Origin of the sequence: Pantoea sp. Ap-967 (assembly GCF_011752565.1) — a bacterium.
GTDB lineage: Bacteria > Pseudomonadota > Gammaproteobacteria > Pseudomonadales > Pseudomonadaceae > Aquipseudomonas.
Genome location: NZ_VWXK01000003.1, coordinates 191718 through 205142 on the forward strand (window position 1 = coordinate 191718; position 13425 = coordinate 205142).

At 64.7% G+C, this 13425-nt stretch carries 14 protein-coding genes; 6 read left to right on the forward strand and 8 right to left on the reverse strand.

Annotated elements, in window-relative coordinates:
- Positions 1-10 precede the first annotated feature (10 nt).
- Positions 11-661: a thiopurine S-methyltransferase gene (locus F3J45_RS05175; RefSeq protein ID WP_167058329.1), complete on the reverse strand. Its 651-nt coding sequence runs from the start codon at positions 659-661 to the stop codon at positions 11-13.
- 102 nt (positions 662-763) lie between these two features.
- Here F3J45_RS05175 and F3J45_RS05180 point away from each other — a divergent pair, with 102 nt between their 5' ends.
- Positions 764-1531, forward strand: coding sequence for a class III extradiol ring-cleavage dioxygenase (locus tag F3J45_RS05180; RefSeq protein WP_167058332.1), 768 nt, complete (start codon positions 764-766; stop codon positions 1529-1531).
- Between the two features lie 104 nt (positions 1532-1635).
- Here F3J45_RS05180 and F3J45_RS05185 read toward each other — a convergent pair whose 3' ends face one another.
- Complete coding sequence (locus tag F3J45_RS05185; RefSeq protein ID WP_167058335.1) at positions 1636-3315, reverse strand: DEAD/DEAH box helicase; 1680 nt, start codon at positions 3313-3315, stop codon at positions 1636-1638.
- A 471-nt stretch (positions 3316-3786) separates the two neighbouring features.
- Positions 3787-4542 carry a spermidine synthase gene (locus F3J45_RS05190; RefSeq protein WP_167058338.1) on the reverse strand — a complete coding sequence of 252 codons (756 nt, stop codon included), beginning with the start codon at positions 4540-4542 and terminating at the stop codon, positions 3787-3789.
- 116 nt (positions 4543-4658) lie between these two features.
- On the opposite strand from F3J45_RS05190, the gene F3J45_RS05195 reads away from it, so the two are divergent.
- Entirely contained in the window at positions 4659-6005 is a 1347-nt protein-coding gene (locus tag F3J45_RS05195; RefSeq protein WP_167058341.1) for a class II 3-deoxy-7-phosphoheptulonate synthase, read from the forward strand.
- Here the strand turns inward: F3J45_RS05195 and F3J45_RS05200 are convergent.
- Together F3J45_RS05200 and F3J45_RS05205 are read right to left on the reverse strand one after the other, a co-directional pair.
- Positions 5986-7200 (reverse strand): winged helix-turn-helix domain-containing protein, encoded by a 1215-nt coding sequence (locus tag F3J45_RS05200; RefSeq protein WP_167058344.1) that lies wholly within the window; start codon positions 7198-7200, stop codon positions 5986-5988. The two genes, F3J45_RS05195 and F3J45_RS05200, sit on opposite strands and share 20 nt — an antisense overlap.
- Before the next feature lie 120 nt (positions 7201-7320).
- Entirely contained in the window at positions 7321-7539 is a 219-nt protein-coding gene (locus tag F3J45_RS05205) for a DUF1127 domain-containing protein (protein ID WP_167058347.1), read from the reverse strand.
- 96 nt (positions 7540-7635) lie between these two features.
- Here F3J45_RS05205 and F3J45_RS05210 point away from each other — a divergent pair, with 96 nt between their 5' ends.
- A complete protein-coding gene (locus F3J45_RS05210) occupies positions 7636-8487 on the forward strand; it encodes a LysR substrate-binding domain-containing protein (RefSeq protein WP_167058350.1) in 852 nt (283 codons plus the stop codon).
- Between the two features lie 18 nt (positions 8488-8505).
- On the opposite strand, the gene F3J45_RS05215 is transcribed toward F3J45_RS05210, so the two are convergent.
- Complete coding sequence (locus tag F3J45_RS05215) at positions 8506-9255, reverse strand: sulfite exporter TauE/SafE family protein (RefSeq protein WP_167058353.1); 750 nt, start codon at positions 9253-9255, stop codon at positions 8506-8508.
- Positions 9256-9369: 114 nt separating this feature from the next.
- Here F3J45_RS05215 and F3J45_RS05220 point away from each other — a divergent pair, with 114 nt between their 5' ends.
- The 3 genes from F3J45_RS05220 to F3J45_RS05230 all read left to right on the forward strand — a co-directional run bounded on the left by F3J45_RS05220 (position 9370) and on the right by F3J45_RS05230 (position 11407).
- Positions 9370-10326 (forward strand): LysR family transcriptional regulator, encoded by a 957-nt coding sequence (locus F3J45_RS05220; protein WP_167058356.1) that lies wholly within the window; start codon positions 9370-9372, stop codon positions 10324-10326.
- 55 nt (positions 10327-10381) lie between these two features.
- Positions 10382-10837 (forward strand): MarR family winged helix-turn-helix transcriptional regulator, encoded by a 456-nt coding sequence (locus tag F3J45_RS05225; RefSeq protein ID WP_167058359.1) that lies wholly within the window; start codon positions 10382-10384, stop codon positions 10835-10837.
- Positions 10838-10978: 141 nt separating this feature from the next.
- Positions 10979-11407, forward strand: a complete 429-nt coding sequence (locus F3J45_RS05230; RefSeq protein ID WP_167058362.1) for an organic hydroperoxide resistance protein — start codon at positions 10979-10981, stop codon at positions 11405-11407.
- Between the two features lie 177 nt (positions 11408-11584).
- On the opposite strand, the gene efp is transcribed toward F3J45_RS05230, so the two are convergent.
- Together efp and earP are read right to left on the reverse strand one after the other, a co-directional pair.
- Complete coding sequence (gene efp / locus F3J45_RS05235) at positions 11585-12154, reverse strand: elongation factor P (protein WP_013971530.1); 570 nt, start codon at positions 12152-12154, stop codon at positions 11585-11587.
- 48 nt (positions 12155-12202) lie between these two features.
- On the reverse strand, positions 12203-13336 hold the full coding sequence (earP, locus tag F3J45_RS05240; protein WP_167058365.1) for an elongation factor P maturation arginine rhamnosyltransferase EarP: 1134 nt from the start codon (positions 13334-13336) through the stop codon (positions 12203-12205).
- Positions 13337-13425 lie beyond the last annotated feature (89 nt).

A 13425-nucleotide genomic window follows, 5' to 3' on the forward strand; every position in this document is an offset into this window, starting at 1 on the left:
ACCCCCCCACTCAAAACGCTACGAGATACACCCGCTCCAACACACTGGCCACCCCAGCCTGCAGAAATTTCGGGCTCTCGTCGATCACTTCCCGCTCTTCCAGCCGCTGCACCAGCCCCCCGGCATACCCCGCACGCACCTCATCATCCGACACCGAGAACGGCGGCCCATCGACCAACTGCTGGTCGTAAACCATGGTCAGCAACACCCCCTTGCACCCCGCCGGCAACACCTTGGCCAAATGCGCCATGTAGCGCCCACGCATCTCCAGCGGCAAGGCAATCACCGCCGCCCGGTCATACAGCCCCTGGCAATCGGCAAGGTCTTCGGCCCGCAGGGCAAAGAAATCGCCGCACCAAACCTCGATAGCGCCACTGCGCCACACCTCGAACGCCCCCTGCTGCGCCACCTCAGGCTGCAGCCCCTGCTCACGGAAAAAGTCTTCCACCGCGAGGCGCGACAGCTCCACCCCCACCACCCGATGCCCCTGCTCCGCCAGCCAGGCCATGTCCAGGCTCTTGCCGCACAGTGGCACCAGCACGCGGCTGCCCGCCGCCAGCCCCAGGGTGGGCCAATGCGCCTGCAGGAAAGGGTTTACGTCCGTGCGGTGAAAACCGATCTGGTTGTTGGCCCAACGCTTTTGCCAGAACGCAGCTTCCATGGTTACTCCTGATTTTTAGATAGGTTTAGGGGAAAACTTGGTTTGGATTTCGATGTTTAGTTGGCCGAAGATGATGACATCTTAAACCTCAGGACCCCAACCATGTTGCCCAGCCTGTTCATTTCCCACGGTTCCCCCATGCTCGCCCTGCAGCCCGGCGCCAGCGGGCCGGCCCTGGCCGCCCTGGCCCGCGCCCTGCCCCGGCCCAAGGCGGTGGTGGTGGTGTCGGCGCACTGGGAAAGCCGTGAGCTGCTGGTAACCGGCAGCGCCCACCCTGAAACCTGGCACGACTTCCATGGCTTCCCGCCGGCGCTGTATGCCGTGCAGTACCCGGCGCCGGGCGAGCCTGCACTGGCTGGGCAGGTCAGCGAGCTGCTGAACGCGGCCGGCCTGCCTGCGCGCCTGGATGCGCAGCGGCCATTCGACCATGGCGCCTGGGTGCCGCTCTCGCTGATGTACCCGCAGGCGGATATTCCGCTGATTCAGGTATCCTTGCCCAGCCAGGCAGGGCCGGCGCTGCAGGTCAAGGTTGGCCAGGCGCTGGCGGGGTTGCGCAGTGAAGGCATTCTGCTGGTGGGCTCGGGGAGCATTACCCACAACCTGGGTGAATTGGACTGGCATGCCGGGCCAGAGGTGATCGAGCCTTGGGCGTTGGCGTTTCGGGACTGGGTGGTGCAGCGGCTGCAAGCGGATGACCAGGCGGCCTTGCTGGATTACCGGAAACAGGCGCCGTTTGCAGTGCGCAACCACCCCAGTGATGAGCATTTGCTGCCGTTGTACTTTGCCTTGGGGGCTGGGGGGCGGTTTGGCGTGGTGCATCAGGGGTTTACCCTGGGGGCGCTGGGGATGGACATTTATCGGTTCGGCTGAAGATCGCTATCGCGAGCTGCGCTCGCTCCTACCAGGGCGGTGGCGTTTTCATTGGCAAAAAAAAATCCCCGACCTAGGCCGGGGATTTTTTTATTGCGTCAGGATCAATCTTCGCGGTAACGGCGCAGCTTCAGCTGCTTGCCGGCAACGCGGGTGTCCTTCAGCTTGGTCAGCAGACGCTCCAGGCCATCTTCCGGCAGCTCGATCAGGCTGAAGCTGTCGCGCACCTGGATGCGGCCGATGGCGTCGCGGGCCAGGCCGCCTTCGTTGAGGATCGCGCCCAGCAGGTTCTTGGCGGCGATGCCGTCACGGGCACCCAGGGCAGTACGGCAACGCACGCGGCCTTCGGCCAGCGGCAGTGGTGCACGACGCTCGCGCTCACCACGGTCACCACGGTCGCTGCGCTCACCGCGCTCGGTACGCTCGCCACGTGGGGCGAAGCTTGGTACCAGCGGTTGCTCGCGTTCAACGGTGGCCAGGTCCAGCGCTTGGCCGTTGGTGGCCTTGCGCAGCAGGGCCGAAGCCAGGGCACGGGCGCTGCAGCCCAGGTCAGCGGTCAGGCGGTCGAACAGCTCGCCATGGGTGGCTTCTGCTTCGGCCACCAGCGGCGCCAGGCTGTTGGTCAGCTTCTTGATGCGGGCGTCCAGCACGGCCTGGGCGTTCGGCAGGCGGGCTTCGGCCACTTTCTGGCCGGTAACGCGCTCGATCACCTGCAGCATGCGGCGCTCACGCGGGGTGACCAGCAGCAGCGCACGGCCATCGCGACCGGCACGGCCGGTACGGCCGATACGGTGAACGTAGGACTCTGGGTCGTACGGCATGTCGACGTTGAACACGTGGGTGATGCGCGGTACGTCCAGGCCACGGGCAGCGACGTCGGTGGCGACGACGATGTCCAGGCGGCCATCCTTGAGCGAGTCGATGACGCGCTCACGCTGGTTCTGGGCGATGTCGCCGTTCAGCGCGGCAGCCTTGTAGCCCTTGGCTTCCAGCGCGGCGGCCAGGTCCAGGGTGGCTTGCTTGGTACGCACGAAGGCGATCAGCGCGTCGAACTCTTCCACTTCCAGCAGGCGCAGCACAGCCGGGATCTTCTGGTCGGCGTGCACCATCAGGTGCGCCTGGTCGATCGCGGTAACGGTCTGGGTCTTGCTCTGGATCTTGACGTGCTTGGGCTCGCGCAGGTGGCGTTCGGCGATCGAGCGGATCGACGACGGCAGGGTCGCGGAGAACAGCACGGTCTGGCGGCTGGCCGGGATGGCATCGAAGATCACTTCGAGGTCGTCCATGAAGCCCAGCTTGAGCATTTCGTCGGCTTCGTCCAGCACCAGGTACTGCACGGTGGACAGGACTTTTTCGTCACGACGCAGGTGGTCGCACAGGCGGCCCGGGGTAGCGACGACGATTTGCGCGCCGTTGCGGATGGCACGCAGCTGCGGGCCCATCGGGGCACCGCCGTACACGGCCACGACGTTCACGCCCGGCATCTGCTTGGCGTAGGTTTCGAAAGCGGTAGCAACTTGCAGCGCCAACTCACGGGTTGGCGCCAGGATCAGGGCTTGCGGTTCGCGCTTGCTCACATCGATCTTGTTGAGGATCGGCAGGGCGAAGGCAGCGGTCTTGCCGGTGCCAGTCTGCGCCTGGCCGATCATGTCGTGACCGGCGAGGATGATCGGGATCGATTGTTGCTGAATGGCCGACGGCTCTTCATAGCCGGTAGCCAGGACGGCAGCAACAATGTTCGGGTTCAGATCGAGAGCGGCGAAGCCGCCGGTTTCCTGGGTCATGGGTCTGCCTCTAGGTGCATCCGCAAAGACCCATGCTCCAAAGCTGCACATGCCTTGAAAGACCGGAACGGTCACCCAGGCAGCTTTGGCGGCGGGGATTTGCGAAAACGATTGAAAAAGAATACGTGGGAAGGTCCGCCTAGCGGACGTGCAGCCGAAGCTGGACTCGGAGGATTTGCACCACCTGATTTTGAGGTCCGCTAAAAGACCGGCGCGTACTATACCCGAATTAATGAGGGGGAGTGAGTAAATTTTTCTGGCCGCTTGGCCAGTATCGCGCCATCAACTGGCCAGGGCTGAATCGTTTTTCTGGAAGCCCGCAGTGCCGCCCCTGTAGGAGCGAGCGCAGCTCGCGATGGGCTGCAGAGCAGTCCCGGCGTGATGAGCCGCGAAGCTGAATCCCTGGGGCCGCTGCGCGCCCCATCGCGAGCTACGCTCGCTCCTACCGAAGAGCGGCGCAGGCCCAGGCCTTCAGCTAGCCGGCCGAATCTCGCCAATCAGCCCATCCAGGCTATACCCCAACCGCGGCGCCAACGCCTCGGCCCGTGCGCGCAAGCCGTCCAGGTCCAGCGACTGCTCCAGGTCCGCCGGCACCAGCAGGATCACGTTGCCCTCCTTCACCGGCAATTCCCAGTAATGCCGGTGGTACAGCCCACGCAACAGCGCCGCCCCCAGCGGCTTGCCGTCATCGGTGGCCCACTGGTTTATCACCAGCCAGCCGCCAGGGTTGAGCTGCTGCTGGCAGCTTTCAAGGAAGTTCCACGCCAGGTGGCCAACCCCCGGCCCATGGTCGGTGTACAGGTCGACGAACAGCAGGTCGGCTTTTTCTGCCGTGGGCAGCAGCTCCAGGGCATCGCCAATGCGCACGTACAGCCGTGGGTCGTCATCCAGCCCCAGGTATTGCATGGCCAGGCGCGGCACGTTGGGGCGCAGCTCGATGGCCTCGATGTCGTCCAGCGGCAGGAATTTCATGCACGCCTGGGTCAGGGTGCCGGCGCCCAGGCCCAGGAACAGCGCACTTTCCGGCTGCGCATGGCACAGCGCACCCACCAGCATGGCGCGGGTGTAGTCGTACTCCAGCCAGCTGGGGTCGGCGGTGAACACGCAGCTCTGCTCGATGGCATCGCCGAACTCAAGGAAGCGGTAGTCGTCCACCTCGTACACGCTGACCACGCCGAAGGCATCCTCGACCCGGGCCAACAGCTTCTCTTCCCGCTCCGTCGTCATCTACCTGCCACTCACCCGCGCAAAAACGCGCATTGTCCGCCAACGCCCTGGATGCAACAAGCGCCGCGCCACTGCTACCATGGCAAACAGCCTATAACGAACCCTTCGAGCCCGTGATGAACCGACCGTGGAGCCCCGACAGCTGGCGTGCCCTGCCGATCCAGCAGCAACCGACCTACCCCGACGCCGCGCACCTGCTCAAAGTGGAGCAAACCCTGGCCAGCTACCCGCCGCTGGTGTTCGCCGGCGAAGCCCGCGAGCTGCGCCGGCAGTTCGCCGAGGTCACCGAGGGCCGAGCCTTCCTGCTGCAGGGCGGCGACTGCGCCGAAAGCTTCGCCGAGTTCTCGGCGGCGAAGATTCGCGACACCTTCAAGGTGCTGCTGCAAATGGCCATTGTCATGACCTTTGCCGCCGGCTGCCCAGTGGTCAAGGTGGGGCGCATGGCCGGGCAGTTCGCCAAGCCGCGCTCCTCGGGCGATGAAACCATCGGCAACGTCACCCTGCCGGCGTACCGCGGCGACATCGTCAACGGTATCGGCTTCGACGAAAAAAGCCGCATCCCGGACCCCGAGCGCCTGCTGCAGGCCTACCACCAGGCCACCGCCAGCCTCAACCTGCTGCGCGCCTTCGCCCAGGGCGGTTTTGCCGACCTGCACCAGGTGCACAAGTGGAACCTGGACTTCATCGCCAACTCGGCGCTGGCCGACAAGTACCACCAGCTGGCCAACCGCATCGACGAAACCCTGGCCTTCATGCGCGCCTGCGGCCTGGACAGCGCGCCGCAACTGCGCGAAACCAGTTTCTTCACCGCCCACGAGGCGCTGCTGCTCAACTATGAAGAAGCCTTCGTGCGCCAGGACAGCCTGACCGGCGACTACTACGACTGCTCGGCGCACATGCTGTGGATTGGCGACCGTACCCGCCAGCTCGATGGTGCCCACGTCGAGTTCCTGCGCGGTGTGCACAACCCGATTGGGGTCAAGGTCGGCCCCAGCATGGACCCTGAGGAGCTGATTCGCCTGATCGACACGCTCAACCCGGCCAACGACCCCGGGCGCCTGAACCTGATCGTGCGCATGGGTGCGGGCAAGGTCGGCACCCACCTGCCAGGGCTGATCCGCACGGTGCAGCGCGAAGGGCGCAAGGTGCTGTGGAGTTCCGACCCGATGCACGGCAACACCATCAAGGCCAGCAGCGGCTACAAGACCCGCGATTTTGCGCAGATCCTCGACGAGGTGAAGCAGTTCTTCCAGGTGCACCAGGCCGAGGGCAGCCATGCCGGCGGCATTCATATCGAAATGACCGGGCAGAACGTGACCGAGTGCATCGGCGGCGCCCGGCCGATCACCGAAGACGCCCTGTCAGACCGTTACCACACCCACTGCGACCCGCGCATGAACGCCGACCAGTCGCTGGAGCTGGCCTTCCTGATCGCTGAAACCCTCAAGCAAGTGCGGCGCTGAGCAAGGCCGCGCGCAACTGGCTGCCCTCGGCGCGGGGGCAGTTCAGTTGCACCCGCTCAAGGCCCAGCCACCGGGCCAGGCGCAACAGGTTCACGGCCAGGGCCTGGTAGCCCTCCTCGTCCAGGGCTTCAGGCTGCGCGTGCACGGCATGCACGGCCAGTTGCCCCTGGGCGCGTTCGGCGCGCAGGTCTAGCCGGGCGGCGATACGTTCGCGGTGCAGAAAAGGCAGCACGTAGTAGCCGTACACCCGCTTGTGCGCCGGGGTGTAGATTTCCAGGCGGTAGTGAAAGTCGAACAGCCGCTCGGTGCGGTTGCGCTCCCAAACCAGCGAATCGAATGGCGACAACAGCGCACTGGCCGCTATGCGCCGGGGAGTGCGTGGCGTGCCGGCGCAGTAGCCGGGCTGCTTCCAACCCTGGACTTGCACCGGCTGCAGGCGGCCATCGGCGACCAGTTCGGCCAGCGCCGCCCTGCCCTGCCCCGGCTCCAGCCGAAAGTAATCGCGCAGGTCGCGCTCGGTGGCCACGCCCAGGGCGCTGGCGGCATGCAGCATCAGCCCTTGATGCGCCTCGGCCTCGCCGGGCAGCGGCTGGTCGAGAATGGCCTTGGGCAGCACCCGCTCCGGCACATCGTACAGCCGCTCGAAACCACGCCGGCCCGCCACGGTCACTTCACCGGCAGCGAACAGCCACTCCAGGGCGAGTTTTTCCGCGCTCCAGTCCCACCAGGGGCCGGCCCGTTCCTGGCGGGTGGACAGGCTGCCCGCACCCAGGGCGCCCTGCTCGCGCACAGCGGCCAGTACCCGGGCGATCACCGCTGGGTGTTCACGGCCAAATTGCGCCAGCTGGCGGTAGATGCCACGGCCCTCGGCGGCATGGGCCATGCGCCAGCGCAGCAGGGGGTAGAGGTTGAGCGGCAGCAGCGAGGCTTCGTGGCCCCAATATTCGAACAGTTGGCGCTGGCGGCCACGGCCCCAGGCGAGCTGGTCGAGCAAGGGCATGGGGTAGTCGCCCAGGCGTGAGAACAGCGGCAGGTAGTGGGAGCGGACCACGGCGTTGACCGAGTCGATCTGCACCACGCCCAGGCGGTTCAGCATGCGTTTGAGGGCGGGCAGGGTCGAGCCGGGCTGCTTGCCGAATCCTTGGGCGGACAGGGCCAGGCGGCGGGCCTGGTGGTTGGACAGCTCTAGGGGCAAACCTGATCTCCTTGCGGTGCCTGATGCGGCCCTTTCGCGGGGCAAGCCCGCTCCTACAAGGATGCGTGTGATGCCTGTAGGAGCGGGCTTGCTCCGCGAAAGGGCCCTTAAAGGTGTAGCCTACTTACGCAACGGATCATCCCAAAAATGCCGATCCGCCTCTTGCTGAATATCCGCCCGGCTCAACCCCAGGTCATGCAAGGTAGCATCACTGAGGCTGGCCAGCTCATCACGCTGGCGGTGCAACTGCAGCCAACGCACCGGGCGCTGCAGCGCTGCGTGCCACAGTTGGTTCAGGGAAAAGGCAGGTTGCTGGGTGCTGCTGGCATGACCTTTCATCGTGAAGCCCTCCGTGTTGATGGCTTCAGTCTCTGCCCAGGCATAAGATCAATCCAACGAATGTTTCTGATGCCATGCATCTCGGAGATTGATGCAATGTCCCAGTACCAGAGCCTCGATGCCGACGTGCTGCGCACCTTCGTCGCCATCGCCGAGCAAGGCGGCTTCACCCGCGCCGGGGAAGTGGTCAACCGCACCCAGTCGGCGGTCAGCATGCAGATGAAACGCCTGGAAGAAGACATCCTGCAACGCCAACTGTTCGAACGCGAAGGCCGCCAGGTGCGGCTCACCGCCGAAGGCCAGGTGCTGCTGGGCTATGCGCGGCGCATCCTCAAGCTACATGGCGAGGTGTTCAACACCCTGCGCATGCCGCACATGGTCGGGCTGGTGCGCATCGGCACCCCCGACGACTACGCCATGCGCTTCTTGCCCACCATTCTGTCGAGCTTCGCCCAGGCCTACCCGCTGGTGCAGGTGGAGGTGCATTGCGATTCGTCCAAACAACTGATGCTGCGCCAGGACCTGGACCTGACCATCGTCACCCGCGAGCCGGGCAACGAAGTGGGCCAGCTGCTGCGCCAGGAACGCCTGGTATGGGCCGCCGCCGAAGGCTTCTGCCCCCAGGAGCAAAGGCCGATGCCGTTGGCACTGTTCAACACCGACTGTTTCTGCCGCGCCTGGACCTGCAATGCCCTGGAGGCCCAGGGCATCGACTACCGCATCGCCTACACCAGCCCGAGCCTGGCGGCGATTTTCGCCATCGTCAGCGCAGGGCTTGCGGTGACGGCGCAATTGCAGAGCCTGGTGGGCGGCCATATCCGCATCCTTGGCGAAAGCGATGGCCTGCCGCAGCTGCCAGTGGCCAACGTGATGCTGCTGCGCAACAGCCAAAGCCAGTCACCGATCACCGATTGCATGGCTGACTACATCGTCGAAGGGTTCATGTAACTGGCGGGCACGCCGCTTTTACAATTCAAACCCCAACATCACCGCACACACCACCAAAAACACACAGAACATCGCCCGCAACACTTTCTCCGGCAACGCATGGGCCAATTTCACCCCCCAGCTGATGCTGAGCAGCCCACCCACCGCCAATGGAATGCCCACGCCCCAATCGACACTCTGGTGCAGCCCATAGGTGACCAAGGTCACCAGGGTGCTGGGCGCCGCCAGCGCCAGCGACAGCCCTTGCGCCACCACCTGGGTAGTGCCGAACACCGAGGTCAGGATCGGCGTGGCCACCACCGCCCCGCCCACACCGAACAGCCCGCCCATGGTGCCGGCAAAACCACCCAGCACGCCCAGCCATGGCCAGGCATAGCGCAGCTCGGCGCTGGGCGGCGCCACCTTGAGGAACATCCGCACCACGTTCCAGACCGCCAGCGCCACCAGGAAGCCGACAAAGCCCAGGCGCATGGACTGGGCATCGATACCCACCGCCCACATCGACCCCAGCCAGGCAAACAGGAAACTGCACAGCGACAGCGGCACGGCATGGCGCAGCTCGATGCGGTTGCGCTGGTGGTAGCGCCACAGCGCCAGCAGCACGTTTGGCACCACCATCACCAGCGCCGTGCCCTGGGCCAGTTGCTGGTCGAGCCCGAACAGTACCCCTAGCGCCGGAATGGCGATCAAGCCGCCGCCGATGCCGAACAAACCACCCATCGTGCCCAGGCCCGCGCCCAGCACCACATACAACAACCACTCGATCATCAGGGCCTCGTCCGCCAGCTGTTTTGAATGCGAGCATGCTAACCACTGCGCTCTGGCGGGGAAACGCACAGCAGCGCAAAATGGCTGTGCGTTTTTCGCATAGCCAGGGATACCATGAGCCCCGATACCCTCACCGACCAGCTGAGCCTGTTTTTGGATGTGCTGGAAAGCGGCAGCTTTTCCGCCGCCGCCCGCCGCCACCCGCTCACCCCGTCCGCCGTGGCCCGGCGCATCGACAACCTGGAAAACGCCGTGGGCAGCCGCCTGTTCACCCGCAGCACCCATGCGGTACGGGCCACACCCGCCGGGCATGCCTTCGCCGAGCGCGCCCGGCGCATCATCGAGGAACTGCGCCTGGCCCGCGCTGAGGCGGTGTCGCTGAGCAATGCCCCGGAAGGGCTGATCCGCATCGATGCCCCAGCCGCCTTCGGCCGCCGCCACCTGGCCCCGGCCATCGCCGACTTCCTGGTGGCCTACCCTGGCCTGGATGTGCAACTGCGCCTGATCGACAGCTTCGTCGACCTGCACGGCAGCCACCTGGGCGAAGTCGACCTGGTGCTGCGCGCCGGCCCCCTGGCCGATACCCGCCTGGTGGCCACGCCCTTGGCCTACATGGTGCGCATTGCCTGCGCCAGCCCCGCCTACCTTGCCAGCCGCGGCCTGCCCGCTTGCCCCAGCGAGTTGCCCGGGCACGACGGCCTGGACTGGGACGGCCTGGCACCGCCCTTCGCCTGGCGCTTCGAGGTCGACGGCCAGCAGCGCCTGTACCGCCCGTCGCGCATGCGCATGGCGGCCAACAATGCCGAAACCTTGCTGTTCGGTGCCCTCGCCGGCCTTGGCATCGCCCACCTGCCCACCTGGCTGATCAGCGACTACCTGCTGCGCGGCGAGCTGATGCCGCTGTTCTGCCACAACGGCCTGCCGGTGGCCGAAACCAGTGGCATTTATGCATTGCGCCTGGAACATGAAACGAACTCTCGCAGCCGTTTGCTGCTCGAATTTCTCAAGAGCCGCTTCAGCCCGATTCCACCCTGGGACCTGGCGCTGCGCAGTGAGCTGCGCTGGCAATAAGCGCGCCAACCTTTAGCGTGCTAGATTCCTCAATCGATGACATTCAAGGACCTGCATGAACGCCACCTCCCAAGCTTCCTGTGACGAGCTGCTGCTGGACAACCAGGTCTGCTTTGCCCTGCATTCCACCTCGTTGCTGATGACCAAGGTCTACAAGCCGTTGCTCCAGGCCCTGGGCCTGACCTACCCGCAGTACCTGGCCATGCTGGTGTTGTGGGAGCAGGACGGCCTGACCGTGGGCGAAATCAGCCAGCACCTGCTCACCGACCCCGGCTCGCTGACCCCGCTGCTCAAGCGCCTGGAAAGCGAAGGCTTGCTGCAGCGCAACCGCAGCCGTGAAGACGAGCGTGTGGTGCTGGTGCAGCTCACCGACAAGGGCCGCGCCCTCCAACAGCAGGCCCGCGAGGTGCCACGCTGCATCCTCAAGGCCAGCGGCCGGAGCCTGGAGCGCCTGCAACAGCTACAGGCCGAGCTGCTGGAACTGCGCGACAGCCTGCAAAAAAACCTCTGACGGCTACGCTGTGTGATGCTTATTCGGATGAGTGGTAAAAATTTATCTTGCGCGCAAACTAATTGCGCGCTAATTTAAATCCCGTATCCACATGACGCCACCTGATCGACAGGGGCGCACAGCACACACGTGAGGCTCAAGATGCAAAAGGTCACTCCGCTGTACATCGCAGAAGCCACCTCCACTGGCGGTCGCGACGGTAAATCCCGCGCCAGCGACGGCAAGTTGGAAGTCAAGCTGAGCACCCCCAAGGAACTGGGCGGCGCTGGCGGTGAAGGCACCAACCCAGAGCAGCTGTTCGCCGCCGGTTATTCGGCCTGCTTCATCGGTGCCCTGAAGTTCGTGGCCGGCCAGGAGAAAAAAGCCCTGCCCGCCGACGCCTCGATCACTGCCAAGGTCGGCATCGGCCAGATTCCAGGTGGTTTCGGCCTGGACATCGACCTGCACATCAACCTGCCAGGCCTGGCCCAGGCTGACGCCGAAGGGCTGGTGGAGAAGGCGCACAAGGTCTGCCCTTATTCCAACGCTACCCGCGGCAACGTAGACGTCCGCCTGCACGTAACCGTGTAAGCCCTGCAGGGCTGCAATCCCCTTGTAGGAGCGGGCTTGCCCCGCGAAGCCAGCACCGCGGTGCATGGCACCGGCTTCGCCGGTGTTCGCGGGGCAAGCCCGCTCCTACAGCAGTAGCTTTTTACGATCAAAAAAAAACCCGGCCAAGGCCGGGTTTTTTGCGTTTCACAAGAAGAATTACTTCTTGGAGCGGCCTTTGAAGCTGTTGTCGCGAGTGTCGATGTCGATCCACTCGTCGATCTGGATGAAGTCGGCAACCGAGATCTCGGTACCGTTCTTCAGCTTGGCAGGCTTCATCACCTTGCCCGAGGTGTCGCCGCGAGCAGCGTTCTCGGTGTAGACAACCTGGCGGCTGATGGTGGTCGGCAGTTCAACCGATACCAGGCGGCCTTCGAAGAACACGGCTTCGCAGACGTCTTCCATGCCTTCTTCGATGTACGGCAGAACGGCTTCGATGTCCTCGGCGTTCAGTTCGTACATGGTGTAGTCGGTGGTGTCCATGAAGGTGTATTCATCACCGTTGATGAACGACAGGGTCGCTTCTTTGCGATCCAGGATCACGTCGTCCAGCTTGTCGTCTGCACCGTAGACGGTTTCAGTCTTGTAGCCGGTCAGCAGGTTTTTCAGCTTGGTCTTCATGATCGCGCTGTTGCGACCGGACTTGGTGAACTCGGCTTTCTGAACCAGCCACGGGTCGTTGTCGATCCGCAGTACGGTACCGGGTTTCAGTTCTTTACCAGTTTTCATTACGAAGTATCCGAATCTGGATGGATTTATAAAAATCGAGGCCGCATATCATAGCCAATTTCGGTAAAACTGTACCAGCGCCTTGGCAAGGTCCGGCCGAGCGGCCTGGCTGGCGGCCCAATCCTGGGCGTGCTGCTGCAGTTGCGCCCAGTGTTTGCGGGCGCCTTGCCAGGCCGCGTGCATGTCGCCGTCCATGTTCCAGGCGCGCCACAATGCCATCAGTGCCGCGCTGGCGTCGTCCGACAAACCCTGGCGATAAAGCGCAAGGAAGGCTTCGAGCTTTTCCCAGTGGGCATTTTCGTCCTGGATGTAGATGTGCCACAGCATCGGCCACCCGGCCCACTGGGCGCGCACGAACGAGTCTTCGCCGCGCACGGCGTTGAAGCCGCAGCTCCACAGCAGGCGGTCGTAGTCGTCCTGGCTGACGAACGGCAGCACCTGCACGGTCAGCGAGCCGCGCTGGTGCACCTCGCCCACGGCCAGCGCCTGTACCCCCAGCCAACGCGCCAGGTCGCCAAGGATGCGCCCTTGGGGCACCAGCAGATGAACCGGGCCGGCATCGGCGGCCAGCGCATCCAGCCAACCGCCCAGCTGTGCGTTTTCATAGGCGAACAGCGACATCAGCAATGCACCGGGCCGAGCCTGTACCCCCAGCCCCTGCAGGAAGGCCGTGCGGGCCTCGGCCGACTGTTCGAAGGCCTGCCGGCGCGCCAGCAGCGAGGCTTCGCGCAACAGGCCGCCGGTCTTGGCGGTGAACCCTGGGAAGAAGAACACCTTGCGCAGGCCGTTGGCCTGGGGAGAGGGCAAGCCATGGCACCCTTCCACCCAGGCCTCGGCGCTGAGGTAGTCGAGGTTCAGCCACAGCACCGGCACCGTGCGGGCGCGCATCGCCTCGACGTAGGCCGGTGGCAACTGGCAGGCAAACGCGCCGATCACCACGTCTGCAGGCTCGGCGGGCTGCCATGTGGCAGGCCAGGCGCACACCTCCACGCCCTGTTGCCATTGCCGCGCCGAGTTGGCGTCGCTGCCTGGGCACAGCGGCACGAAGGCATTGAGGTCGTCCACCCACAGGCGCACGGCCAGGCCGTGCTCGGCCACCAACTGCCGGGCCAGGCGCCAGGTAACGCCGATATCGCCGTAGTTGTCGACGACGGTGCAGAAGATGTCCCAGGTGGTTTTCATGTGCCCTGCCTACGCCCAGCGCTAAAACCCCGAATTCTGCGGATAATTGCCCGCCGACAAAAGCACCGCACGGAAAAAACCCGGTGGCC